Annotated in this window: 34 protein-coding genes; 32 read left to right on the top strand and 2 right to left on the bottom strand. The window is 70.7% G+C overall.

Features of this window, described 5'->3' with window-relative positions:
- Window positions 1-133 precede the first annotated feature (133 nt).
- The 16 genes from O7624_RS13735 (at window position 134) to O7624_RS13660 (ending at window position 9,108) form a co-directional block, all read left to right on the top strand.
- Window positions 134-265: a hypothetical protein gene (locus O7624_RS13735; protein ID WP_282240296.1), complete on the top strand. Its 132-nt coding sequence runs from the start codon at window positions 134-136 to the stop codon at window positions 263-265.
- Window positions 262-579 carry a hypothetical protein gene (locus tag O7624_RS13730; RefSeq protein WP_282240295.1) on the top strand — a complete coding sequence of 106 codons (318 nt, stop codon included), beginning with the start codon at window positions 262-264 and terminating at the stop codon, window positions 577-579. The genes O7624_RS13735 and O7624_RS13730 overlap by 4 nt, the downstream gene beginning before the upstream one ends.
- Before the next feature lies 1 nt (window position 580).
- Window positions 581-1,186, top strand: a complete 606-nt coding sequence (locus O7624_RS13725; RefSeq protein ID WP_282240294.1) for a ParB/RepB/Spo0J family partition protein — start codon at window positions 581-583, stop codon at window positions 1,184-1,186.
- The gene (locus O7624_RS13720) at window positions 1,183-1,464 is read left to right on the top strand and encodes a hypothetical protein (RefSeq protein ID WP_282240293.1); all 282 of its coding nucleotides are present in this window, start codon (window positions 1,183-1,185) and stop codon (window positions 1,462-1,464) included. The genes O7624_RS13725 and O7624_RS13720 overlap by 4 nt, the downstream gene beginning before the upstream one ends.
- Entirely contained in the window at window positions 1,457-1,708 is a 252-nt protein-coding gene (locus O7624_RS13715; RefSeq protein ID WP_282240292.1) for a hypothetical protein, read from the top strand. The genes O7624_RS13720 and O7624_RS13715 overlap by 8 nt, the downstream gene beginning before the upstream one ends.
- Window positions 1,701-1,862, top strand: a complete 162-nt coding sequence (locus tag O7624_RS13710) for a hypothetical protein (protein WP_282240291.1) — start codon at window positions 1,701-1,703, stop codon at window positions 1,860-1,862. Before O7624_RS13715 ends, O7624_RS13710 begins: the two co-directional genes overlap by 8 nt.
- The gene (locus O7624_RS13705) at window positions 1,859-2,830 is read left to right on the top strand and encodes a phage Gp37/Gp68 family protein (RefSeq protein ID WP_282240290.1); all 972 of its coding nucleotides are present in this window, start codon (window positions 1,859-1,861) and stop codon (window positions 2,828-2,830) included. Before O7624_RS13710 ends, O7624_RS13705 begins: the two co-directional genes overlap by 4 nt.
- Complete coding sequence (locus O7624_RS13700) at window positions 2,827-3,090, top strand: hypothetical protein (protein WP_282240289.1); 264 nt, start codon at window positions 2,827-2,829, stop codon at window positions 3,088-3,090. The genes O7624_RS13705 and O7624_RS13700 overlap by 4 nt, the downstream gene beginning before the upstream one ends.
- Entirely contained in the window at window positions 3,087-3,458 is a 372-nt protein-coding gene (locus O7624_RS13695; protein ID WP_282240288.1) for a hypothetical protein, read from the top strand. Before O7624_RS13700 ends, O7624_RS13695 begins: the two co-directional genes overlap by 4 nt.
- Window positions 3,455-3,721: a WhiB family transcriptional regulator gene (locus O7624_RS13690; protein WP_282240287.1), complete on the top strand. Its 267-nt coding sequence runs from the start codon at window positions 3,455-3,457 to the stop codon at window positions 3,719-3,721. Before O7624_RS13695 ends, O7624_RS13690 begins: the two co-directional genes overlap by 4 nt.
- Window positions 3,718-4,581 (top strand): PD-(D/E)XK nuclease-like domain-containing protein, encoded by an 864-nt coding sequence (locus O7624_RS13685; RefSeq protein WP_282240286.1) that lies wholly within the window; start codon window positions 3,718-3,720, stop codon window positions 4,579-4,581. Before O7624_RS13690 ends, O7624_RS13685 begins: the two co-directional genes overlap by 4 nt.
- Window positions 4,578-5,393 (top strand): hypothetical protein, encoded by an 816-nt coding sequence (locus tag O7624_RS13680; RefSeq protein WP_282240285.1) that lies wholly within the window; start codon window positions 4,578-4,580, stop codon window positions 5,391-5,393. Before O7624_RS13685 ends, O7624_RS13680 begins: the two co-directional genes overlap by 4 nt.
- Before the next feature lie 3 nt (window positions 5,394-5,396).
- Window positions 5,397-6,260, top strand: a complete 864-nt coding sequence (locus O7624_RS13675) for a hypothetical protein (RefSeq protein WP_282240284.1) — start codon at window positions 5,397-5,399, stop codon at window positions 6,258-6,260.
- Window positions 6,261-6,361: 101 nt separating this feature from the next.
- Window positions 6,362-6,712 (top strand): hypothetical protein, encoded by a 351-nt coding sequence (locus tag O7624_RS13670; protein WP_282240283.1) that lies wholly within the window; start codon window positions 6,362-6,364, stop codon window positions 6,710-6,712.
- Entirely contained in the window at window positions 6,709-8,292 is a 1,584-nt protein-coding gene (locus tag O7624_RS13665) for a hypothetical protein (protein ID WP_282240282.1), read from the top strand. The genes O7624_RS13670 and O7624_RS13665 overlap by 4 nt, the downstream gene beginning before the upstream one ends.
- Window positions 8,293-8,604: 312 nt before the next feature.
- The gene (locus O7624_RS13660; RefSeq protein ID WP_282240281.1) at window positions 8,605-9,108 is read left to right on the top strand and encodes a hypothetical protein; all 504 of its coding nucleotides are present in this window, start codon (window positions 8,605-8,607) and stop codon (window positions 9,106-9,108) included.
- Here O7624_RS13660 and O7624_RS13655 read toward each other — a convergent pair.
- The gene (locus tag O7624_RS13655) at window positions 9,011-9,460 is read right to left on the bottom strand and encodes a hypothetical protein (protein ID WP_282240280.1); all 450 of its coding nucleotides are present in this window, start codon (window positions 9,458-9,460) and stop codon (window positions 9,011-9,013) included. The genes O7624_RS13660 and O7624_RS13655 overlap by 98 nt on opposite strands.
- On the opposite strand from O7624_RS13655, the gene O7624_RS13650 reads away from it, so the two are divergent.
- The 16 genes from O7624_RS13650 to O7624_RS13575 all read left to right on the top strand — a co-directional run bounded on the left by O7624_RS13650 (window position 9,453) and on the right by O7624_RS13575 (window position 22,028).
- Window positions 9,453-10,148, top strand: coding sequence for a DNA cytosine methyltransferase (locus O7624_RS13650; RefSeq protein ID WP_282240279.1), 696 nt, complete (start codon window positions 9,453-9,455; stop codon window positions 10,146-10,148). The genes O7624_RS13655 and O7624_RS13650 overlap by 8 nt on opposite strands.
- Before the next feature lie 9 nt (window positions 10,149-10,157).
- Window positions 10,158-10,817, top strand: coding sequence for a hypothetical protein (locus tag O7624_RS13645; RefSeq protein ID WP_282240278.1), 660 nt, complete (start codon window positions 10,158-10,160; stop codon window positions 10,815-10,817).
- Window positions 10,818-10,833: 16 nt separating this feature from the next.
- Complete coding sequence (locus O7624_RS13640) at window positions 10,834-11,175, top strand: hypothetical protein (protein WP_282240277.1); 342 nt, start codon at window positions 10,834-10,836, stop codon at window positions 11,173-11,175.
- Window positions 11,176-11,295: 120 nt separating this feature from the next.
- Window positions 11,296-11,574 (top strand): hypothetical protein, encoded by a 279-nt coding sequence (locus O7624_RS13635; protein WP_282240276.1) that lies wholly within the window; start codon window positions 11,296-11,298, stop codon window positions 11,572-11,574.
- 712 nt (window positions 11,575-12,286) lie between these two features.
- Complete coding sequence (locus O7624_RS13630) at window positions 12,287-12,730, top strand: hypothetical protein (protein WP_282240275.1); 444 nt, start codon at window positions 12,287-12,289, stop codon at window positions 12,728-12,730.
- A complete protein-coding gene (locus tag O7624_RS13625) occupies window positions 12,675-14,204 on the top strand; it encodes a hypothetical protein (RefSeq protein WP_282240274.1) in 1,530 nt (509 codons plus the stop codon). Before O7624_RS13630 ends, O7624_RS13625 begins: the two co-directional genes overlap by 56 nt.
- Window positions 14,205-14,229: 25 nt before the next feature.
- On the top strand, window positions 14,230-15,591 hold the full coding sequence (locus tag O7624_RS13620; RefSeq protein ID WP_282240273.1) for a phage portal protein: 1,362 nt from the start codon (window positions 14,230-14,232) through the stop codon (window positions 15,589-15,591).
- Window positions 15,588-16,562 (top strand): HK97 family phage prohead protease, encoded by a 975-nt coding sequence (locus O7624_RS13615; RefSeq protein WP_282240272.1) that lies wholly within the window; start codon window positions 15,588-15,590, stop codon window positions 16,560-16,562. The genes O7624_RS13620 and O7624_RS13615 overlap by 4 nt, the downstream gene beginning before the upstream one ends.
- Before the next feature lie 13 nt (window positions 16,563-16,575).
- The gene (locus O7624_RS13610; protein ID WP_282240271.1) at window positions 16,576-18,021 is read left to right on the top strand and encodes a phage major capsid protein; all 1,446 of its coding nucleotides are present in this window, start codon (window positions 16,576-16,578) and stop codon (window positions 18,019-18,021) included.
- A 72-nt stretch (window positions 18,022-18,093) separates the two neighbouring features.
- The gene (locus tag O7624_RS13605) at window positions 18,094-18,459 is read left to right on the top strand and encodes a hypothetical protein (protein WP_282240270.1); all 366 of its coding nucleotides are present in this window, start codon (window positions 18,094-18,096) and stop codon (window positions 18,457-18,459) included.
- Window positions 18,452-19,114 carry a glycosyltransferase family 2 protein gene (locus O7624_RS13600; protein ID WP_282240269.1) on the top strand — a complete coding sequence of 221 codons (663 nt, stop codon included), beginning with the start codon at window positions 18,452-18,454 and terminating at the stop codon, window positions 19,112-19,114. Before O7624_RS13605 ends, O7624_RS13600 begins: the two co-directional genes overlap by 8 nt.
- Window positions 19,111-19,749 carry a hypothetical protein gene (locus O7624_RS13595; RefSeq protein ID WP_282240268.1) on the top strand — a complete coding sequence of 213 codons (639 nt, stop codon included), beginning with the start codon at window positions 19,111-19,113 and terminating at the stop codon, window positions 19,747-19,749. Before O7624_RS13600 ends, O7624_RS13595 begins: the two co-directional genes overlap by 4 nt.
- Complete coding sequence (locus tag O7624_RS13590) at window positions 19,742-20,458, top strand: hypothetical protein (protein ID WP_282240267.1); 717 nt, start codon at window positions 19,742-19,744, stop codon at window positions 20,456-20,458. Before O7624_RS13595 ends, O7624_RS13590 begins: the two co-directional genes overlap by 8 nt.
- Complete coding sequence (locus O7624_RS13585) at window positions 20,458-21,297, top strand: hypothetical protein (RefSeq protein ID WP_282240266.1); 840 nt, start codon at window positions 20,458-20,460, stop codon at window positions 21,295-21,297. The genes O7624_RS13590 and O7624_RS13585 overlap by 1 nt, the downstream gene beginning before the upstream one ends.
- Window positions 21,294-21,557 (top strand): hypothetical protein, encoded by a 264-nt coding sequence (locus tag O7624_RS13580; protein WP_282240265.1) that lies wholly within the window; start codon window positions 21,294-21,296, stop codon window positions 21,555-21,557. Before O7624_RS13585 ends, O7624_RS13580 begins: the two co-directional genes overlap by 4 nt.
- A gap of 6 nt (window positions 21,558-21,563) precedes the next feature.
- Entirely contained in the window at window positions 21,564-22,028 is a 465-nt protein-coding gene (locus O7624_RS13575; RefSeq protein WP_282240264.1) for a hypothetical protein, read from the top strand.
- On the opposite strand, the gene O7624_RS13570 is transcribed toward O7624_RS13575, so the two are convergent.
- Window positions 22,025-22,345, bottom strand: coding sequence for a hypothetical protein (locus O7624_RS13570; protein WP_282240263.1), 321 nt, complete (start codon window positions 22,343-22,345; stop codon window positions 22,025-22,027). The two genes, O7624_RS13575 and O7624_RS13570, sit on opposite strands and share 4 nt — an antisense overlap.
- Window positions 22,346-22,376: the final 31 nt, after the last annotated feature.

Raw genomic sequence — 22,376 nt, 5'->3', positions numbered from 1 at the left:
GCACCTGCTCGTCAGCATCCGCCGCTGGGCACGCGCCACCGGCTGGACGCACAAGGAGTGCTGGGGCTGGGTCAACGCCCACGACCTCGACGACGCCCGAATCAACGTCACATGGGACGCCAGCACCATCACGGTGCGTCGCTCCAGCGACGGACACAGCTTCTACCCGACCACCGTGCGGGCGGCGACCGTCCGCCAGGCCGTGCAGCGGCTCGTCGCCCTCGACGTCCTGCCCGCCCACATCCTCACGGGCGGTGCGTCATGACGATGCCCGACGGCGTCCCCCAAGGCCCCTGGCACCCCACCGCCCGGCTGGTCGCCCCACTCACCCCCGCCGACCTGGGCCTCGACAGCGACATCGTCGCCCACGCACTCCACCACCTCAGCCCCTACGGCGACCTGACCCCGGCAGCCGCCGCACAGGCCCTCGGATCGTGGTCGCGCCGCGACGAGCTGGAGTCGGAGGACGTCCTCGAGGTCCTCCGCTACTACCGCCCGACCCGGCCGGTTGTCGCCCTGCCGCCGCACCTGCCCGGCCTGCTGCCGCTGGTCGACCCGGCACTGAGGGAGGTGGCTTGAGATGGCCGTCCACGCCCAGATCCTCGACGGTGCGCTACTGCGCATCCCCACTGAGCAGGTACACCCCGGGCCCAACGCCCGCGGGCAGGTCGGCGACGTCTCCGAACTCGCCGTCTCTATCTCCGCCCTCGGCCAGCAGATCCCGCTCATCGTCGAGCAGATTGGCCCCGACCGGTACCGGGTCATCGACGGCCACCGCCGGCTGTCGGCGGTGAAGCTCGCCGGGCTGCCCACCGTCGACGCGGTGCTGCGCCGCACACCCGGCAACGCCGAGCGGATCGTCCGCCAGCTCGCCATGCACACCCAAGCTCGCAGCTTCGACCCCATCGCCGAAGCGCAGGCGCTGCACCACCTGATGTGGGACATGAACATGGGCCGGGAGCAGATCGCCCGCCTCATCGGCAAGTCCCCGGCATGGGTGCGCAACCGGATCGCCCTGCTCCAACTGTCCGACGACGAGCAGGCGGCGGTCGCTCGCGGCGGAATGTCGCTCGGTGAGGCGGCCGGCGCGGTGCGGGAGCACCGCCGCAAGCGCGACGGCGCACCAGTCGTCGAGACGAGGCCCCGCCGTCACTGCTCCACCTGCTCCTGCGGCGGTGCGTCGTGACGTACCTGACCGCCGTCGTCGTCGGACTCGCCGCCGCCCTGCTGCTGTTCGCCGCCTACGCGGCCGGCTACCGGCGGGCCATCCACCGCACCCACGCCGACTTCCGGCGGCTGCGGCAGGCCCTCGACGCCCAGCAGGCATCACTGACCGCCATCCCACCGGACGCCATCGAACACCGGCAGCAGGTTGCCGCCGACCACAAGCGCCGCTACCAGGCGGCCGTGGACCGGCTGACCGCCTACTACCTCGACATGCGCCGGACGGTCCGCCATGGCTGACCGCCACCGCCCCAGCATCCACCTCGCCCAATGCGACTACTGCGGCCGGCGCATCGCCTGGTCCCGCAAACGCCGCCAATGGCTCGCCCTCAACCCGTTCACCTGGATGCGCGGCAGCCAACTCCAACGCCGACTGCGCTGCCCCTCAGCGCCCGCCGGCACCTGGCACGACCCGGCAGAGAACCTCGCCGCCCGCGCCCGCCACGAACTGGACCTGCTGTTCGAGCGGGTGCGCCATGGCTGACCGGCCCACCCGCCTCCACATGGCCGTCCAGGCCGTCACCGCCCTGGCCGCCGCACTCCTCACCCCACCCGCCCGCCGCCGCGCCACCGCACGCCGCGACGTCGAGCGGCACGCCGAACTGCGCATCACCGAAGCCCGGAAGGACAAGCCGTGAGCGACAACAGCGCCATCGAATGGACCGAAGCCACCTGGAACCCCGTCACCGGCTGCACCAAGGTCAGCCCCGGCTGCGACAACTGCTACGCCGAGACGTTCGCCGAGCGGTGGCGTGGCATCCCCGGCCACCACTTCGAGCGCGGCTTCGACCTGGTCCTGCGCCCCGAGCGCCTCGACCAGCCGCTGCGGTGGAAGCGCGGCCGGCGAATCTTCGTCAACTCCATGTCGGACCTGTTCCACGCCGACGTGCCCGACGAGTTCATCGCCAAGGTGTTCGCCGTCATGGCCGCCACCCCGCAGCACACCTACCAGGTGCTGACGAAGCGGCACGGCCGGATGCGTTCGCTGCTCAACAACGCCGAGTGGCGTTCGTCCGTGCTCCTGCGGGAGAGCGTCCTCGACCTGAACGGGCCGGCCCGCGATCTGCCTACCTGGCCTCTGCCGAACGTCTGGCTGGGTGTCTCAGTCGAGGACCAGCAGCGCGCCAACCTCCGCATCCCCGCACTCATCGACACCCCGGCCGCCGTCCGCTGGCTGTCCTGCGAGCCGCTGCTCGGGCCGGTCCAGCTCGACCGCACCGACAAGGACGCGCTCGTCGACGGCGGCATCGATTGGGTTGTCGTCGGCGGTGAGTCCGGCCCCCGATCGCGGCCGATGCATCCGCAGTGGGCGCGTGACCTCCGCGACGAGTGCGTCAACGCCGAGGTGCCGTTCTTCTTCAAGCAGTGGGGCGAGTGGGCGCCGATCCAGCGGCCCTTCGACTACGTCACCGACGACAACCGGTGCCAGGTACTCAGCATCGGCGGCGCGCTGGCCGGTCGGCCCTGGCGCGGCTGGAAGGTGCAGGCCGGGCACGAGCAGTCCGAGGCCATCCGGCGGTACGGCAAGAAGGCCGCCGGCCGCGAGCTGGACGGCCGCACCTGGGACCAGTACCCGACCCGCAACCTCGCCGAGGTGACCCGATGACCACCACGACTCCCGCCCGGATCGGCACCCTCCGCTACCTCGCCGCCGACTGGCAAACCAGGCTGTTCGGCCCCGACCACCCCGGCGCCGACACCGGCTGGATCACCGCCCTCCGCGCGACCAACCAGCCCGAGCAGGCCGAGCGACCCGCCATCGCCTCCGCCCCGCACGTCGAGGTCCACGACCCGCACCTCGGCGTGCTGCGGATCGCCGTCTCCGAGCCCGCCCGCATCTACGAAGCCCTGGCAGGTGTCCGATGAGCACCCTCACCACCATCACCCTCAACCGCGACCCCGCCATCCCACCCATCCTCGGCGAACACCTACTCGACGGACTCGCCGCCGTCCCCTACCTCGACGAACACAACCAGCTCACCCCCCTCGTCATCACCGTCCACGCCGCCACCGGCAACACCTTCGGCAACCCCCTGTGCATCACCTGCCGCCGCGAAAACCTCACCCACCTCACCCACATCGACTGGACCCGCCCCCTCGATCAACTGGACGCAGACCCGGCCACGCACGCCGCCGAACGCGCCGACGAAACCATCGCCGACAAGTGCACCCTCCTGCACCACTGGTGCCACACCGGCGACTGCAAGCCGGCCCGCCGCGGAGGTGTGCGGTGAGCCTGCGACTCATCCTCGGCAGCCGCGACCTCGCCTGGCAGGACCGCGGCCTCTGCAACCAGACCGACCCCGACGCCTTCCACCCAGAGAAAGGCGGCTCACCCGAGCAGGCCAAGCGCATCTGCCGGCGCTGCGAAGTCAAGACCGTATGCCTCCAGTACGCGCTCACCAACCGCGAGGAAGGCGTCTGGGGCGGCACCACGAAGCAGGAGCGGAACAAGATCCTGCGCGCCCGCAAGGCCGGACAGGGGGCGGCGGCATGAGCACCGCGACCATCACCGTCACCGAACCCGGCATTTGGCCCGACATGCCCGAGGCTGCCTATCACGCCGATCCGGTGCCCGCCGGCAGCCTCTCGTCCACCGGCGCACGGAAGATCCTCCGCACCCGGCCCGCCAAATTCCGATACCAGCAGCTCAACCCGCCACCCAGCCGACCCGAGTTCGAACTCGGCAAGGCGTTCCACACCCTCGTCCTCGGCCGCGGCGCCGAACCCGTCGCCGTCGCCGCCGACAACTGGCGCACCAAGGCCGCACGCGAGGAACGCGACGCCCTCACCGCAGCCGGCAAGGTGCCGCTGCTCGAAGCCGACTACCAGACCGCCCAGAACATGGCCGCCGCCGTCCGCAACCACGACGCCGCCGTCAACCTGCTCCACCCCGGCGCGGGCGACCCGGAGCAGTCCCTGTTCTGGGTCGACCAGGCAACCGGAACCTGGCTGCGGGGACGTCTCGACTTCCTTCGCAACCGGGTCACCGGGCGCGTCATCGTCGTCGACCTCAAGAGCTGCGAGTCGGCCGAAGACGAGCCGTTGCAGCGGGCCATCGACCGGTACGGCTACCACCAGCAGGGAGCCCTCTACCTGGACGGCGTCAAGGCGCTCGGCATCGCCCCCGACCCGGCGTTCGTCTTCGTGTTCGTCGAGAAGGACCCGCCGCACCTCGTACGGGCCGTGCAGCTCAACCCGGTCGCCGAGCGTGTCGGCCGCGACCTCAACCGGCAGGCCATCGACCTGTTCGCCGCATGCCAGCGCACCGACACCTGGCCCGGCTTCTCCAACGACATCGAATCCATCGCCCTGCCCGCATGGGTGGAGCGGCAGCACACCAAGGAGATCTGGTGACCAACGCCATCGACCGCATCACCACCCCGAACCTGCCCACCCCGGCGCATCTCGGCCAGGCCACCGCCATCGAACAGTCCCGCGCCATCGCCGAAGTCCAGGCCGCCGTCGTCGCCGCCAAGCAGATGCCCCGCGACGTCGACCGGGCGATCACCGACATGCGCCGGTCCTGCGCTCAGCCCGCCCTCGCCGGCCGCGCGTTCTTCTCCTTCCCCCGCGCCGGGCAGGCAGTGTCCGGTCCGTCGATCCACCTCGCCCGGGAGCTGGCCCGATGCTGGGGCAACATCCAGTACGGGGTCGCCGAGCTGCGCCGCGACGACGCCGCCGGCATCAGCGAGATGCAGGCATTCGCGTGGGACGTCGAAACCAACACCCGCAGTGCGTCGATCTTCATCGTGCCGCACCGCAAGGACACCCAGCGCGGCACCAAGGACATCACCGACCTGCGCGACATCTACGAGAACAACGCCAACCAGGGCGCCCGGCGAGTCCGTGAGGCCATCTTCGCCGTACTGCCCGGCTGGTTCACCCAGGAAGCACAGGACCTGTGCCGGGCCACCCTCGCCGGCCCGGCACCCGACCTCGACAAGAAGATCGACGCCGCCGTCGGTGCGTACGCCAAGCGGGGCATCACCGTCCAGCAGCTGGAGGACAAGCTCGGCGTACGCCGGCCCGAGTGGGGCGGCGAAGAGTACGCCCAGCTCGACATCCTGTTCGGTTCGCTGCGGCGGGGCGAGATCAGCCAGGACGAGGCGTTCCCGCCTGTCCGGGTCACCGCCGGCAGCCTGACCGTCCCGTCCGAGCAGGGCTGACCCATGACCGCCACCGCCCAGCGCAGCCTGCGCCAAACCTGCGACCAGCACAGCAGATACACCCGCGGCTGCACCGGATGCCGGCAACGCTCCGCCCACCGCCGCCGCGTCCGCCACCGACTCGTCGCCTACGGCACCTGGCGCGGCATGGTCGACGCCCAACCCGCCCGGCAACGCGTCACCGACCTGCTCTTCGCCGGATGGAGCCAACGCCGCATCGCCGCCACCGCCGGAGTCGGCCGCTCCGTCGTCGACAACCTCGCCGCCGGGCTGGTCACCCAGATGTACGCCCACACCAGCGACAAAATCCTGCGCCTGGCCGTCGCACCCCGCCAGCCCACCGGATACGACCGCATCGACGGCACCGGTGTCGCCCGCCGGTTGCAGGCGCTCACCGCCCTCGGGCACCCCGTCGTCAAGCTCGCCGCCGAGCTGGGCGTCAGCGGACAGTCCGTCCGCCGGTGGCGGCGGCGCCGCTACCCGGACATCAGCGCGGTCCGCGCCCAAGCCATCCGTGACCTGTACGACCGGCTGTCACACATCCCCGGCACCTGCCAGCGCACCCGCGACGAGGCGACCCGCAACGGATGGCACGGGCCGCTGGTGTGGGACGACGACACCATCGACGACCCGACCGCGCAACCCGACCTCGGCAACAGCAGCGCCGACGACGACCTGATCGACGAGATCGCCGTCGACCTGGCCCTCACCGGCCAGCAGGTGCGGCTCACCCGCGCCGAACGTGACCGGGCCATCGCCGTCGGACTCGCCCGCGGCCTCACCTCCGCCGCCATCGCCGACCGGCTGCACATCTCCGGCAGCACCGCCAACCACATCGCCAACCGCATCCGCAACCAGGGCGCCTGATGACGGCCCGCCCTGACACCGGAACCGGCCGGGACACCCGCGCTCACGTCGCGGCAGGGCGCCACACCACCACCAGCACACGACCACCCAGGGGGGACCTGATGACCAGCACCGCCCCGAGCGCCGGCGGCATCCTCGCCGCCAGCGCCGCCCTACAGGGCCCTCAACAGACCTTCACCCGCGAGCAGGTCGCCTACCTGATGCACCTGGCGTACGACGCCGGGCGCACCGCCACCGTCCTTGACGACGTGGCCCGTGCCCACTGCACCGCCCTCGACGCCGACACCCTGCGCCGCACCTTCGAGCAGCGGGTCGCCGACGAACTGGCCGCAATGGACCAGGCCGCCCGGGCACGGGCCAAGCGGGAACGCCGCCCGTACCGGATCTATCCCGGCGGCGCCGTCGACTGGGAAACCGGCGAGCCGGTGCGGCACCTCAAGGCGGCGGCATGACCACTACCGCCGAAGGGTTCAACCCCTTCCCACCTGATGACCCACACCACGCTGCGTTCGCCGCCGCCGAGGCACAGGAGACCATCGTCGGCACCGCCTACGACTCCGAACTGTGGCCCGAAGGCTGGGAGCGGTACGAACCCGCCGCCGACGTCGCCACCCAGGCACTCAACGCCGGCGCCACCACCGTGCCGCTGGTCAACCTACCCGACGACTTCTGGTCCGCCCGGCCGCTGTTCAAGGCCGTGCGGGAGGCCGCCTGGGCGTCGATCACCTCGGCCGACGCCGTCCTCGGGTCGATGCTCGCCCGGGCCGGGGCCATGGTCGACCACCGGATCAAGTTCGACTCCGGCCGCGGCCCGACCGGCTCGCTCAACACGTTCGTCAACCTGATCGGCCCGTCCGGTGCCGGCAAGACCGAAGCGATGCGCACCGCCACCCGACTGCTGCTGCCGCCCCGCTACCTGGCCCGCCTCGACGGCAGCAGCGACCCGGAGTTGTTCCGCGACGGCATCGGTCTCGGCACCGGCGAAGGCATGGCCGAGGCGTACATGGGCTGGATCCAGCGGGAAACCGGCGAACTCGACCGCAAGGGCGAACCGAAGACGGAGAAGGTCCGCGCCCAGGTCCGCCACAACGCGTTCTTCTACGCCGACGAGGGTCAGACCCTCACGAAGATGATGAAGGAACGCCAGGGCACCACCGTCGGCATGGCGATCCGCACCGCCTGGACCGGTGGTGCGCTCGGGCAGGCCAACGCCCGCGAGGAGAACACCCGGTTCCTGCCGGACGGCTCCTACTCGATGGGTCTGTTGATCGGCTACCAGCCGAACATCGCCCAGGATCTGCTCGCCGACGGTGGGCCGGGCACCCCGCAGCGCTTCCTGTGGCTGTCGGCGATCGACCCGAACATCCCCGACGAGCCGGTGCCGCTTCCGGATCCGGTCCGGATCACTCTCGGCGAGCCCGGCCCGGCCGGCGCGGCAGTGGTGTCGTTCCCGCCGGACCTGCGAGCGCAGCTGCGGCGTGAGCAGTTGGCCCGACAGCGCGGCGAGGTCGTCGTCGACGAACTGGACTCGCATGTGCCGCTGATGCGGTGCAAGCTCGCCGCCCTTCTGGCGCTGCTCGACGAGCGGTTCGAGGTCACCTGGGACGACTGGGAGCTCGGCGGGCTGATCTGGGCGACGTCGTGTGCGGTCCGGGACCGGCTGATCGAGTTCGGTCGGCAGGAGGCGGAGCGGAACCGGCTGGCTCAGATCGAGCGGCGCCGCCAGGAGGCCGTAGCGGTTCGGCTGGCGGAGCGCGGTGTCGACTCGTCGACGGAGCGGGTGGCGGCGTGGATCTGCGACAAGGTCCGCGAGCGGGAGCGGATCGCGAAGGGCAAGTTGCGCAAGCTGCTGGCTGCTCGGGACCGGGATTGGTTCGAGCCGGGCCTGGCGCACGCCGAGGCCCTGAGGTGGGTCCGCATTGATGACGACCGCTACCTGACGCCGGGTCCGGCGCGCGTGGACAGGGGGGGTGGACAGGTGGACACGTGTCCACCCCTGGGGGCCGAAAACGGGGGTCCGGGGGATGAGTGACGAAATGACTACAGAGCGTCATAACGGCCCTGACCATATAAAAGAAAGATCAACTAACAAAAAAACCCCTGACTACACGACGCGCGCGAGGCAACCCCGCCAGGGGTGGGGGGTGGACGTGTCCACCTGTCCACCCCCCACCCCCGATGTCCACCCCTCCGAGCCCGAGCCCGTCGGCCCCATCGCTGCCAAATACCTCGACCAGCTCGCAGCGCAACAGGGCCTCCCCGACCTCGCCACCCGGCAACGCGAAGCCCTCGACCGACTCCGCCGCCAAAAGCCCGCCATCCGCACCCGCAAGGAGACGCAGCCATGAAGCGCCGCCCACGCGACATCGGCACCGCCGCCGAAACCGCAGTCGTCAAGATCCTCACCGCCAACGGCTTCCCCCAATGCGAACGCCGAGCACTCCGCGGCACCCACGACGCCGGAGACCTCACCGGCACCCCCGGCATCTGCTGGTCCGTGAAAGGCGGCGAACAGGCCCGCGCCGCCAGCGACCTCCAGATCGAACGCTGGCTCGCCGAACTGGCCACCCAGACCGTCAACGCCAAGGCCGACGCCGGAGTCCTGGTGGTGCAGCGCCGGGCAGTCGGCGAACAGAACGCGCACCGGTGGTGGGCGGTCATGCCCGCCTTCCAGCTCGCCAGCCTGGCTGCCGGTAACGAACCGGCCGTTCCCAACGGCTTCCCCGTTCGGATGCTGCTCGCCGACGCCATCACCCTGCTCCGCGCCGCCGGCTACGGCCGCCCCGCCGTCGCCCCCTACCGGCCGGCCGGGGCAATCGACGCCACCACCGTCCACCTGCCCGCCTGAGGAGACCACCATGACCGACTTCGCCACCTACCTCACCCAGACCGAACGCGCCCAGCTCGACGCCCGAGCCGCCACCGCCGAAGGCGAACGAGACGACGCAATCGAAGACCGCAACCAACAGCGCGCCCGCGCCGAGAAAGCCGAGCGGGAACGCGACAGCCTCGCCCGCCGCCTCGCCACCCGCTGGACCGAGCTGGAGCAGGCCCGCGCCGACCGCGACCAGTGGGAACAGACCGCCGGCCAGCTCGCCAAGCAGCTCGACGAGATGCGCGAAGCCCGCGACGTCCTCCGCCACCGCCTCGAACTGCTCACCGCCGAGAACGCCCGACTCCGGCAGCGGCTCGGTGGGCACGCCGACACCCTGGCGGAGCTGCGGCACCTCGACGAGCAACGCGACCGGATCATGGCCCGGCTCGACACCGCCCCGGTTCCCACGGTGCGCGCAGGAGAGCCTCCGCGGCTGGGGCTACTCCACCTGGACCGGGGTGCTCAACGCCGCCGACTACGGGGTGCCGCAGACCCGCGAACGGGCCATCCTCATCGCCTCCCGCCTCCGGCCCGTCCACCAGCCGGAGACCACCCACGAAGCAAACCCACCGGCCAGCGTGCTGTTCGGCGTTCGCCGGCCATGGGTGACCATCGGCGAGGCCCTCGGCTGGGATGGTGTCGACAGGCCCGCCCGCACCGTCTCCGGCAACCGGGCACCGCGCTGGGCGTACGGCCAGGCGAACAGCTACGCCACCGGCTGGACGCTCGCCCACGACGCCCGGCCCAACGCCACCACCCGCACCCTCGACGAGCCCGCCGCCACGATCATGTGCTCCCGGCCGGGCAACCTCCGCTGGGTCGGCGAGGAAACCCGGCAGGTCGGCTACCGCGAGGCCGGGATCCTTCAGGGCTTCCCGCCGGACTATCCGTGGCGCGGCAACAAGACGTCTCGGTTCCGCCAGATCAGCAATGCCGTCCCGCCCGGCCTCGCCGCCGCGGTCCTCGCCGTCGCCGCCGGCATCACCACCACAGCCACCACCCGCACAGCCTGAGGGAGCACCGTGACCCCGCACCACCTCACCGCCGCCGCCGCCGCCGAGTCTCTCCGCGACGCCCAACGGGTCCTCGCCCGCCGCGCCACCGCCGAGGCCCGGCAGCGCGGCGAAGCCCTCATCGCCGCCGGGCCCATCTCGTCCCCGACCTACGGGTCACGTCACGCCGTGGGCGGTCACGCCGACCCGGTCATCGCCACGCTGACGCTCTCCCGGGCCTCGGCGCATGAGACGACGTGGCTGGAACTTCTACGCCGGCTTGACGGCAAACTGAGCTGGCTCGCCGACACCATTCACGCCGGCAGCGGCCCCACCCCCGTCGGCCGCATCCGCGACACCATCCCCCGCCTGCTGCCCGGCACCGCCCGCATCGTCGCCCGCCACCTGGCCGACGAAGACGCGTGGGTGCGCGCCCTGCCCGGCGACTGGCCCACCAACCGCCGCCCACTGCCCGGCGTGCCCTGCCCCCACTGCGGGCAGCGGCAGCTCCAGGTGCAGTGCGCCGGCCCGGTCGACGTGTGGACGGTCGTCTGCGCCACCGGACAGCTGTGCGTCGGTGCCGGCTGTGGGTGCGGGATGGCGGCGGCGGTGGAGGGTGCCCCGCACATCTGGCGGCGCGCAGACGTCATCGGCGCGGCCGCGACAGCCACGCCGACCCCGACCAACTGACCCGAGAGGACCGAACGTGGAGATCACCACGCGAGTCACCGAGTACACCGTCTGCGCGCTCCCCGAAGACCACATCGACGCGGACATCTTCGCCATCACCGTGGCGTACCGGGGCCACGGACTCTGGGCCGTCCTACGCGGAAAGCGCTGCCTTGACGCTGGCGGCACCTGGTGGTGGGAGCCCATCCCGTCGGAGCGCACCGACGAGTGGAAGGCCGCGAACCGCTTCGACGAGGAGACCGCGCTCCGGCTAGCACGCGAGGCTGCGCCGACCGTTGTCGTCAACGGCTGGACCGCCGAATCGGTGCTCGCGCAGTCGAAGGAGATCGAGAAGCGGCACGGACTGACGCCCTCGTAAGTGCCGGTCTGATGGCACCCGATACCAGTCATTAACGGGTTTCAAGGTCAACCATTCACAGGAAATGACCAGGAAACGAGCATCATAATGACCATTATTGTGCGCGGCCGGAGGCAGATCATGATCCATCACGACGGGCACGACTACGGCCAGGCAGCCGACATCGCCGCAGCCCTCGGCGCCGACATCACCGCCGAACGGGTCCGCGACTGGGCACGCCGCTCCCGCAAGGGAAAGGGCAAGCTCGCTGGCATGCTGCCCGGCCACCACCTCCCCGGCCAAGGACGCGGCACCACCTGGTACCGACTCGACCACGCCGCCCAGGTGGAACGCGCCACCCGCCTCGAACGACGCGGACGGCAACGCACCCGGCAGGTCGAGTTGACGCAGGCCGCCTGACCGCGCGATCATCTTTCACACATCCACTGCTCAGGTGGACTATGCCCACAGCCCGGTAGAGGTCGACCACCCAGGTCCCCGCCGGGCTGACGCACGTCCAGGGCGAGGACAGTGCAGGGTGCGGGGTGGGAAGCGGGCAGGCTGTTGTCGGTGACGGCCTGCCCGCACACCACCACGCCAGACGCAGCGCGAGGTGACAGCCAATGCCGCCACGCAAACCCCACCGCAGCCAACCCACCACCACCCAGCAAGGACTCGGCTGGGAGCACCAGCAGGCACGGGCCCGGGACCTACCCAAGGCGTACGGCACCCCCTGCCCCCACTGCGGCAAGCCGATGCTGCGAGGACAAGACCTCGACTACGACCACGAGATCCCCCGCGCGCTCGGCGGACACCACGGCCCACGCCGCTTCCTCCATGCTCATTGCAACCGCTCGCTTGGGTCGCGGCTCGGCACGCAGCTACGCAGAGCGCGACGCGACACACCAACGCAGCGTCACTCGCGACGTTGGTGAGCAGGAGCGGGAGGGCCAGGGGGAGGGGGTCGGCACGGATCATGACCAGGCCCTGACCCGCCCCCGCCTCAGGGAAATCTCCCCCCGCGTTCGATCTTGGAGGCGGCCTGGTGGCTCTGACCAATGCCGAGCGGCAACGCCGGTATCGCGAGCGTAGGCGTGCTGAGCGGCAGAAACAGGGTGGCGTTACGTCGGCCGTGACGGTCGCGGAGGGGCGTAACGCCGTTACGTCGGTGCCGGAGTTGGGAACGCGGGGCCGCAGGCTGTGGCAGCAGGTCAGCGGCGAGGTCGGGGAGCTGCGGCCGGCTGAGGCGGTGCTGCTGGAGGAGGCGTGCCGGATCGCGGACCGCTTGGACGTGCTCGACCGGATCCTCCGGGGCGATGAGGACGCGTGGATGCGTCTGCACTCGGCGAACGAGGACGGGTCGATCGTCAAGGTGGTGCTGAACAACGCGTTGGCGGAGTCCCGGCAGCAGGCGGTGGCGCTCAAGCAGCTGCTGGCGGAGCTGCGGCAGGGCCGGGCGGCCAGTAAGCAGCCGCAGGGCGGCAGGAAGCCGCCGGAGCAGCCGGGAGGTGTCGGTGGCGGTGGAATCACGGACCTCACCGCTCGGATTGCTCGGCGGACGCAGGCCACGGGTTGACACGCAGCCGGCCTCGGTCGACTCGTACGGCCCGGAGACTATCGAGCTGATGCGCCGGGCCGGCATGCCGCTGGATACCTGGCAGGAGGACTCCATCACGGCGATGCTGGCGGTCCGTGAGGACGGCCGGTGGGCGTGCTTCGAGTTCTGCGAGTGGGTCAGCAGGCAGAACGGCAAGGGCTGCCTGTTGGAGGCGCGGGCGCTGGCTGGTCTGCTGCTGATCGGTGAGCGGCTGATCATGTGGTCGGCGCACGAGTACAAGACCGCCATGGAGTCGTTCCGTCGGGTGATCTGGCTGGTGGGCCGGCTCGGCACGAAGCTCAACGACAACCTGTACGACCTGGACGGTGTGCTCCTCAAGGTGATCAACACCAACGGCGAGGAGTCCATCGAGAGGTTGGACACGGGTGCCCGGATCAAGTTCGTGGCGCGGTCGAAGGGTAGCGGCCGAGGGTTCAGTGGTGACGTCAACCTGATCGACGAGACCTTCGCGTACACATTCGTGCAGCAGTCCGCGCTGATGCCCACCATGAGCGCGCGGCCGAACCCGCAGATCGTCTACACCTCGTCGCCGCCGCTGACCGGTGACACCGGCGAGGTCATGTACCTGCTGCGACACCGCGGCGATCCGACCGCGCCGCGCGGCGCCGACGATGAGCCGTGGGAGCAGGATCCGGCGCTCGGCTACCGCGACTGGGGTCTGGGCGGCGGCCTCGACTTGCTCGATGGCGTCGACCTGGACGATCTGCTGCTGTGGGCTGCGGCGAATCCGTCGTTGGGGATCCGGATCAGCGTCGAGCATGTGCGCCGGGAGCGGCGGTCGATGCCGCCGGAGGACTTCGCCCGGGAGCGGCTCGGTATCTGGCCGCGTCGGGCCGGTGGTGACACTGGTTGGCAGGTCATTGCCGAGAACGCCTGGCTGGCCCGCCAGGACGCGCAGGCGGTGATGGGTGACCCGATCACCCTGGCCGTGGATGTGACGCCGGATCGGACGTGGGCGGCGATTGCAGCTGCTGGTCCGCGCCTGGCTGGCGGCCGGGTGGCCGATGTGATCGACCACCGGCCGGGGACCGGCTGGGTGGTGCCGCGGCTGGTGGAGCTGGCCGCACGGCACGGCCCGCTGGTGATCGTGTGTTCGGACAAGGCGGTCGCCGATCAGGCGGAGGGTGCCGAGCTGCCTGACGGCACGAAGCTCAAGGTGGTTCGGGCGGGGGCGGCGGACATGGCCGCCGCTGCTGCGGCGCTCTACGACGCGGTCGCTGGCACGGCCCCGGATCTGTGGCATCTGGGTCAGCCGGCGCTGTCGACGGCGGTGGCGGGTGCGACGCAGCGGCCGATCGGTGACGGCTGGGGTTGGAATCGCCGGTCGATCACGGTGGACATCTGCCCGCTGGTGGCTGTGTCGCTGGCTGTGTGGGCTCTGGGCACGGTGCGCCTTCATGCGCCGTCGTTTACGCCGTTCGCGCTGACCTGATGAGGGAGAGGGAGGGCCATCTGTCGTGACCTCCTACTCGCATCAGCGCGGGTTGTGGTTGCCGGAGGGTGAGGAGTCGGTGCGGAGCAGCCTGTCGATGCAGGACTTCGCCGACATGTTCAGCTTCGGCGGCACCGCGTACCCGCTCTTGCAGACGTCGATGGGCACGCTCAACGAAGAGGCGATCGGGGCGACGCTCAGCCAGGTGGCACGGTCTAACGGGCCGGTGTTCGCCCTGACGTTGGCCCGGATGCAGTTGTTCGCTCAGGGCCGCTTCCAGTGGACGAGGTGGGAGCGCGGGGCGCCGACGGACCTGTTCGGCTCGCAGGAGCTGACGGTGCTGGAGCGGCCGTGGCCGGGTGCGACGACAGCGGATCTGCTGGCGCGCATGGAGCTGGACATCACGACGGCCGGCAACTCGTACACCCGCCGGCTACGCCGCAATCGGCAGTCGCGGTTGGTGCGGCTGCGCCCGGAGTGGATGTACATCATCCTCGGCTCCGAGGAGGACGCCAACCGGCCGGAGGAAGCGGCGGACGTCGAGTTGCTCGGCTACGCCTACCGGCCGCCGAACGGGCAGATGACGGTGCTGCTGCCGGACGAGGTGGCGCACTATGCGCCCCTGCCCGACCCGGACGGCGTCTACCTGGGCATGAGCTGGTTGACACCGGTGATCCGCGACATCTCCGGCGACAACCTGATGACCGACCACAAGCGGGCTTTCCTGCGCAACGCGGCGACACCGAACATGGTCGTTCGGTTCGACCCGGGCATTTCGGTGCAGGCCGTGAAGGACTTCAAGGAGGTCTTCGAGGCCGAGCACAAGGGTGCCTGGAACGCGTACAAGACGCTCTACCTGGGCGGTGGCGCGGACGCCAAGGCTGTGGGCGCCGACATGAAGCAGCTCGACTTCGCGGTCGTCCAGGGCAAGGCCGAGTCCCGGCTGGCGTCGGCCGCCGGTGTGCCGCCGTCCTGGGTCGGATTCAGCGAGGGTTTGCAGGGCAGCGCGCTGAACGCCGGCAACTTCACCGCGGCACGGCGGCGGCTGTCGGACGGCACGCTCCAGCACCTGTGGGCGCACGCTGCGGCGTCGCTGGAGGTGCTGCTCGACCGGCCGGACGACGGGGCGAGCCTGTGGGTGGCCACGAAGGGCATCCCGTTCCTTCACATGGACGCCCAGGACGCCGCGAAGGTGCAGTCCACCGAGGCGTTGACCATCACTGCGTTGGTTCGGGACGGCTTCACCGCGCAGAGCGCGATCCAGGCGGTGCAGACCTCGGACTGGTCGCGGCTCGTGCACACCGGCCGGGTCAGCGTGCAGCTGCAAACCCCCGGCGAGGGGGACGACAGCGCCGGGGAGGCGCCTCAGGGAGGAAGCGCGACATGACTACGGACGTCGCGGTGGATCCGCGTCAGGTGCTGCGTTCGCAGGTGCGGGCGCATTTCTTCGAGTTCCGGGCCGTTGAGCCCGGCGACGGCGAGCGCGCCGACGGGCGGACGTTGGAGGGCTACGCGGCCGTCTTCGACCAGCCGACGGTCATCGAGTCGTACGCCGGGACCTTTGAGGAGACCGTGGCGCGGGGCGCGTTCCGTAAGACGCTGCGGGAGCGTAAGCCGGTCATGCAGTTCGACCACGGCAACGACAAGCGGGTCGGTACCGCCCCCATCGGCAGCATCGACGAGCTGTACGAAGACGATGCTGGCCTGTTCGTGCGGGGCCGGCTGCTCGACACGCCCCGGGTGGAGGACATCCGGCAGGCCATCGAGGTCGGCGCGATCCGCGGCATGTCGTTCAAGTTCCGGGTGATGCAGGACCGGTGGATCGACCGCAACGGCAAGAAGATCCGCGACGACGAGCTGGCCGACCTGCTGGAGGATCCGGGCGAGCGTGGCCCGATCCGGCGGGAGATCACCGAGGTGCAGCTGTTCGAGTTGGGGCCGGTGGTGTTCCCCGCCTACGAGCAGACCTCTGTCGGTGTGCGGTCGTCACTGCCGGCTGGGTCGCCGTTCAACCCGAACGCTCTCGCGCTGCGTGGCGTGATCGCCCAGTTCGGCCTCGACGCCCGCTGCATCAAGCGGCACCTGGGCGTGTTCGACGCCGACGCCCGACGGGCCTTGGCTGAGGAGATCGCGGGCACCTTCCCGGAGCTGCTGGAAGTGCTGGCGGCCCGCGCCGTTACCCCGCCCGCTGAGGGCGACACCGAGACCACTGCCGAGCCGGCCGCCGAGGTCACTGGGCAGAGCAAGACCACCGCCGAGCCGGCCCCGGCCACTCGGCAGCGTTCCACCGAGCCGGTAGCGCGCCACTCGGGCCGACCACTGCGAGAGGCCAGCTGGTACCTCGCACCCCGACACTGAACAGGAGCTGACGATGCCGGAGGAGATCCGCAGCATCGAGGACCGCGAGGCGCGCATCAAGGAGATCGACCAGCGCTTGGCGGAGATCGACGAGGAGTACGCCAACGAACTCATGCCGGAGAGCACCCGGCAGGAGTGGAACGATCTGAACGCCGAGCGGGACGAGCACGCCGCGACGGTGACGGAGCTGCGGGCCCGCCGGGAGCGGCTGGGTCGGCTGGCCGCCGCCGAGCGCGGCGTGGAGCGCAGCGTCGTGGATACGCCGGAGTTCGTCCGTCGCCGCGGCGAGGACGAGATTTTCGACCTGACGGCGGCCCGGTTCGCGTCCCGGTCGGACGAGGAGTACCGGGACCGGCTGCACGACAACGCGCGCCGGGTCATCGAGCGCAGCGCGTTCCCGGGGTCGAAGCGGGAGGCGGCGCAGGCCCGTGCGGCGGAGCTGCTCGACACGGTCGACGACGAGCGGGGCACCCTGGCCCGGCGGATCATCGCCACCGGCAGCCCGGTGTACGAGCGGGCGTTCGGCAAGGCGGTGATCGCCCGGTCCACGAGCGGTCTGTCCGGTGAGGAGCAGCGGGCGCTGTCGCTCGGGTCGGACGCGGACGGCGGGTACGCGGTGCCGTTCCAGCTGGACCCGACGGTCATCCTGACCGACGGCGGCAGCACCAACCCGCTGCGGCAGATCGCCCGGGTGGAGCGGATCGTCGGCAAGGAGTGGCAGGGCATCACGTCCGAGGGCGTGGTGGCGACCCGTACGCCGGAGGTCCAGGAGGCCACCGACGACGCGCCGGACTTCGACCAGCCGACCGTCCGGCCCAGTGCCGTGCACGCGTTCGTGCCGTTCTCGATGGACCTCGACGCCGACTGGCCGCGGCTGCGGACGGAGCTGCGGCGGATGCTGGAGCGGGCGAAGGAGAACGAGGAAGCCGAGTCGTTCATCAACGGCGACGGTGAGCTGATCTCCGGCGGTGGCCACAACCCGGAGGGCATCGTGGCGGGCCTGCCGGCCGGGTCGGAGGTCGACGACGGCGGCAGCTTCACCAGCGAGACGCTGTACGAGATGGAGGCCGGCGAGGACGGCCTGGACCCCGGGTGGCGGGCCAACGCCCGCTGGCTGGCGAACAAGGCCATCTACAACCTGGTGCGGCAGTTCGGTGACACCGACGGCGCGGACCTGTGGGTGCGGCTCGCGGCGGGGCAGCCGTCGGAGCTGATCGGCTACCCGGCGCACGAGGCGTCGCGGATGTCGGCGACGCCGACCGGCCGGTACCTGGTGTTCGGGGACTTCTCCGAGTTCCTGATCGTCGACCGGGTCGGCATGAACGTCGAGCTGGTGCCGCACGTGTTCGGCGCGTCGCGCCGGATGCCGACCGGCCAGCGGGGCATCTACGCCCGCTGGCGCAACAGCACGAAGATCCTCGTCCCGGAAGCGTTCCGGGTCGCGGTCGCCGGGTCCTGACCCACACTCGCCCCGGCCGGCATTCCACCCCCAGGGGATGCCGGCCGGGCCAATCTCCGAGGGAGGGTCGCCGTGGGTGACCTGATGGTGGCCCGCACATCGGGCGTGATCATGCACAAGGGTCGGCGGCACACGATCCGCCGCGGGCAGACGATCGGACGGAAGGGGCATCCGGTGGTCGATGGCCATCCGCGCCTGTGGGAGCCGCTGCGGGTGCACTACGACCTCCCAGGTGAGGGCGTGGAGCAGGCGACGGCCGCCCCTGGTGAACTGCGCGACCTGCCGCCGGTGCCGGCCGGCCCGCAGCGTCCGCCGACGTCGGGTCCGGGTTCCGGGGTGGAAGCGTGGCGGAAGCATGCCGCCGAGGTCACTGGCACCCCGGCAGAGCAATGGGCGGGCAAAAGCCGGGACGAGATCATGAAGGCGCTCGGTGACTGACGGCCCTTCGTGGTCGATCCTGATCCCGACCATCGGTCAACGCGCCGACCTGTTCGCCCGCCTGCTGGACGTGCTGCTGCCGCAGCTCGACGCCCATGCCGGCCGGGTGCGGGTGCTGGCTTGGTGGAACAACGGCACACCTCGGCTGACCGACATCCGGCAGACGCTGATGCGGGACGCCGGCACCGACTACGTGTCGTTCGTCGACGACGACGACCTGGTCGAGCCGGACTTCGTCGACGCCATCGTGGCCGCACTCGCGTCCCGGCCCGATCACGTCGGGTTCCAGGTGGCGTACCACGTTGACGGAGATCTGCGGGAGGTGTGCGATCACAGCCTGCGGCATCGCCGCTGGTACCGGGACCGGGCCAAGGGTCTGTTGCTTCGGGATGTGACGCACCTCGACCCGATCCGCCGGGATGTTGCGCTGCGGGGCGACTTCCGGAAGACGCGGAAGGGCTGGGCTGAGGACCGGGTGTGGGTGGCGCAGGTCCGCCGCCATCTGCGGACCGAGGAGTACATCCCCCGGGTGCTGTACCACTACCTGTACTCGCCTGCCGGGTCGGCGTGGCAGCACCCCGAGCGGCTCCAGCAGGGCGGCTCCCGGCCAACGGTCGAGCATCCGTTCTTCGCGTGGCATCCGGAGTCGTCGTGAGGCTGGTGGTCACCGGGTCGGGTCGCTGCGGCACCAAATACCTGTCGGCGCTGCTGACGGCTGCTGGTGTGCCATGCGGCCACGAGCAGGTGTTCAACGCCGACGGGCCGCCGGTGTGGCCGGCGGGGCTGCGGGCTGATTCGTCGTGGATGGCGGTGCCGCATCTGCCGCTGTCGTGCCCGGTGGTGTTGCTGGTGCGGCATCCTCTGGCGGTGGTCCGGTCGTGGGTGGAGATCGGCTTCTTCACCCACGACGCCGGCAACCCGACGCACGGGCCGCTGCGCCGTTTCGCTCCGCAGGTGTACGAGGAGACGACGCCGGCTGACGCGGCGCTGTCGATGTGGCTGCACCTCACCCGGGCGGCGCTGCCCCACGCCACCCGGGTGGTCCGGATCGAGCACCTCGACGCCCGGCGGGCGTACCGGCTGCTGCGGTGGGCGGGCGCCCGAAGTCGTCCAGCTCGGGAGGCGGTCCGGTCGGTGCCGCCGCGGATGAACCGGCACGAGGAGATGCGGCAACGGACGGGCCTGCGTCACCAGCCGGCATGGGCGGTGCATCGCCCGGAGCTGGCCGACGCAGCGCGTCGGCTGGCGGTGGATGTTGGTGTCGACCCTGATGAGGTGCCCGATGTCTGACCTGCTGGTGATCGTGCCGTCGCGGGGCCGCCCGGAGTCGGTGGCCCGGATGGCGAAGGCGTGGCGAGAGACGGGCGCGCACGAACACGCGCAGCTCGTCTTCGCCATCGACGCCGACGACCCGCGACGCGACGACTACTACGTGACGGACTTGCCCCTGGGCGGCGTGGACGAGGTGGTGTTCTTCCACGAGCTACCCGCATGGAAGCCGATGGTGCACAAGCTGAACGAGTGCGCGATGGCTGCCATCGGGGTGCACCACTGGTCCGCTGTCGCCTTCATGGGTGACGATCACCTGCCGCGCACGCACGGTTGGGCCAAGCGCTACCTCGACGAGCTGCGCCGGCTGCGGACCGGCATCGTGTACGGCGACGACGGCTACCAGGGCGGCGGGCTCCCCACCCAATGGGCGATGACGTCGGACATTGTCCAGGCGCTCGACCGCATGGTGCCGGCACCCGTCGAGCACCTGTACTGCGACAACAGCATCCTGGCCCTCGGTCAGGCCGCACGCTGCATCAAGTACCTGCCGGACGTGCTGATCGAGCACATGCATCCGGTGGCCGGCAAAGCCGAGCAAGACGACCAGTACCGGCGGGTCAACTCCCGTGAGCAGTACGGCCGGGACCGGTCCGCCTACCACCGGTGGCGGCGTGACGGGCTGCGCGATGACGCCCGGCGAATCCGGGAGCTGAGGAGGCAGGGCTGATGGTCGACGTGGGCGGCACAGTCCGCCTCCAGCACACCGTCCGCGATGCCGCCGGTGAGCCAGCCGACCCGGCGACGGCGACGCTGCAAGTCCGCCTGCCGGACGGCACGGTGGCGGAGCCGCCGGTGACCCTACCGACGGACGGCTCCGGGCTGCTGGTGCACGACTTCGTGGCGACGGTGCCGGGCCGGCATGTGGTGACCTGGTCGACCACCGTCCCGGCTACGGCGTACGCGGACGTGGTCAACGCGGTCGACTCGGAGTGGTCGGCGATCGTCGGCCTGGCCGAGGTGAAGCGGCATCTGAACATTCCGGCCACGGATACCACTGACGATGAGGAGTTGCGCGGTTTCATCCTGTCCGCGAGTGCGGTGGTGGAGGACGTCGTGGGGGTCGTGGCCCGGCGGACCGTCACCGAGACTGCGTCGGGTGGCAGTCGGCACATCATCTTGGAGCGTCCGCCTGTGCTTGAGGTGGCTGAGGTGCTCGCCGACGGGCAGGCGGTCGACGCGGGCGACTACACGTGGTCGCCGTCTGGGCTGCTGGCCCGCCGGTCGGGGTCGTGGCCGTCGGGCCTGCGCAACGTCGAGATCATGTACGTAGCGGGGAAGACGGTCGTGCCGCACAACATCGTGGATGCGACGTTGGAGTTGATCCGGATCAACTGGCGTCCGCAGGCCGGCGGCAACTACAGCAGCTTCGACGGGGGGCGCGGGGACGACTTCGGCAACGCTGGCCTGGAAGCATCGTTGCAGGGAAACCTGCGGCTCGGGTTCTTCGTACCCAACACGGTGATCCAACGACTCCAACCTGACCAGCGCGGTCCGGTGGTCCTGTGAAGCAGGAGATGGAGCAAGACGCCGTGCGTGCTCTGATTCGTGAAGCGATCGACGTTGAGTGGCATCGGCGTATTGCTGAGCAAACCGCCGACACCCCCGCCGGTCACATCGACGCGCTGACCGATGCCGTGATGGCCAGCCTCGCCGAGGCGCGAGAGCCGGGCGCGCACCCGTGGCAGGAGTACAACGAGCACGGCAACACCTGCCAACACCCGGGCTGCCGGCTGACCGAGGACGAACATCCAGAGGGAGGCGGGTGATTCGCGATGGGCAGCAGCATTCCGGGCGCACTCGACTACCTGGCCCGCGAGACCCGCGCCCTCGACGCCGTCAAGGATGCCCGAGCCGCCGTCTCCGACGGGTGGCCCACCGAACGCACCGACCAGATGATCGCCCTCGGTGTGCTGCCCGAGGACGAGGACACCACCACGGTCCGCGCCTGGGCTGAGCTGTCCCGCGAGGAGTACGAGAACGTCGAGGTGCCGGCGATCATCGCGGTACGCCGCGCCGGCAGCACCGCAGCGTCTGATGCTCGACGTGACGCGTTCGTGCTCTTCGACGCCATCCAGACGCTGATCCGATCCGACCGGCGGTTCGGCGGTGCAGTAGTGCCGGGCATGCCGGTCCGGATCGCCCGGTCATCGGTGTCGCAGACCGCCGACGTGCGTCAGGCCGGCGAGGGCCGGGTGTGCGAGGTCCGTTTCGTCATCGCCTGGCAGCACCGGAGCTAGCCGAGGAGCCACATCCCGACGGCCAGGATCACCACGAACAGCAACAGAGCACCAAGCACGTTGCCAGGCGTCCACTGTGACGGCGGATCGGTTGGGCCGTTGGGTGTCTGGCCGGGCTGGTGGGCGTAGCCCTGCGCTTCGAGATTACGGATCCGCTCGGCGGCCTGGCTGCTGTCGACGAAAACGGCATCTGCGCCGGGCCGCCCGCCTGCGCGGTGGGAGTAGGCGGCGACGTGCCATCCGTCGACCTGGCGGGTGACTTCGATACGCGGGCCTGCAGGGTGCTGCCACACGCCGGGCCTGAGGGCGTCATCCATGCCCGCGCACTTTACAGCGACCCGTCAACCA

This window comes from Verrucosispora sp. WMMD1129 (genome assembly GCF_029581255.1).
In the GTDB taxonomy this organism is placed as follows: Bacteria; Actinomycetota; Actinomycetes; order Mycobacteriales; family Micromonosporaceae; genus Micromonospora; species Micromonospora sediminimaris.
Note: the sequence above shows the minus strand (reverse complement) of the source record. Positions and strands in the feature narration are given on the sequence as shown.

Excerpts from the sequence above, each read along its gene's own strand:
- O7624_RS13695 (WP_282240288.1), top strand. The coding sequence starts at position 3,087 with ATGAGCACCCTCACCACCATCACCCTCAACCGCGACCCCGCCATCCCA.
- O7624_RS13685 (WP_282240286.1), top strand. The coding sequence starts at position 3,718 with ATGAGCACCGCGACCATCACCGTCACCGAACCCGGCATTTGGCCCGAC.
- O7624_RS13710 (WP_282240291.1), top strand. The coding sequence starts at position 1,701 with ATGGCTGACCGGCCCACCCGCCTCCACATGGCCGTCCAGGCCGTCACC.
- O7624_RS13665 (WP_282240282.1), top strand. The coding sequence starts at position 6,709 with ATGACCACTACCGCCGAAGGGTTCAACCCCTTCCCACCTGATGACCCA.
- O7624_RS13590 (WP_282240267.1), top strand. The coding sequence starts at position 19,742 with ATGTCTGACCTGCTGGTGATCGTGCCGTCGCGGGGCCGCCCGGAGTCG.
- O7624_RS13715 (WP_282240292.1), top strand. The coding sequence starts at position 1,457 with ATGGCTGACCGCCACCGCCCCAGCATCCACCTCGCCCAATGCGACTAC.
- O7624_RS13615 (WP_282240272.1), top strand. The coding sequence starts at position 15,588 with ATGACTACGGACGTCGCGGTGGATCCGCGTCAGGTGCTGCGTTCGCAG.
- O7624_RS13610 (WP_282240271.1), top strand. The coding sequence starts at position 16,576 with ATGCCGGAGGAGATCCGCAGCATCGAGGACCGCGAGGCGCGCATCAAG.
- O7624_RS13635 (WP_282240276.1), top strand. The coding sequence starts at position 11,296 with ATGATCCATCACGACGGGCACGACTACGGCCAGGCAGCCGACATCGCC.
- O7624_RS13575 (WP_282240264.1), top strand. The coding sequence starts at position 21,564 with ATGGGCAGCAGCATTCCGGGCGCACTCGACTACCTGGCCCGCGAGACC.
- O7624_RS13660 (WP_282240281.1), top strand. The coding sequence starts at position 8,605 with ATGAAGCGCCGCCCACGCGACATCGGCACCGCCGCCGAAACCGCAGTC.
- O7624_RS13585 (WP_282240266.1), top strand. The coding sequence starts at position 20,458 with ATGGTCGACGTGGGCGGCACAGTCCGCCTCCAGCACACCGTCCGCGAT.
- O7624_RS13730 (WP_282240295.1), top strand. The coding sequence starts at position 262 with ATGACGATGCCCGACGGCGTCCCCCAAGGCCCCTGGCACCCCACCGCC.
- O7624_RS13670 (WP_282240283.1), top strand. The coding sequence starts at position 6,362 with ATGACCAGCACCGCCCCGAGCGCCGGCGGCATCCTCGCCGCCAGCGCC.
- O7624_RS13570 (WP_282240263.1), bottom strand. The coding sequence starts at position 22,345 with ATGGATGACGCCCTCAGGCCCGGCGTGTGGCAGCACCCTGCAGGCCCG.
- O7624_RS13725 (WP_282240294.1), top strand. The coding sequence starts at position 581 with ATGGCCGTCCACGCCCAGATCCTCGACGGTGCGCTACTGCGCATCCCC.
- O7624_RS13700 (WP_282240289.1), top strand. The coding sequence starts at position 2,827 with ATGACCACCACGACTCCCGCCCGGATCGGCACCCTCCGCTACCTCGCC.
- O7624_RS13675 (WP_282240284.1), top strand. The coding sequence starts at position 5,397 with ATGACCGCCACCGCCCAGCGCAGCCTGCGCCAAACCTGCGACCAGCAC.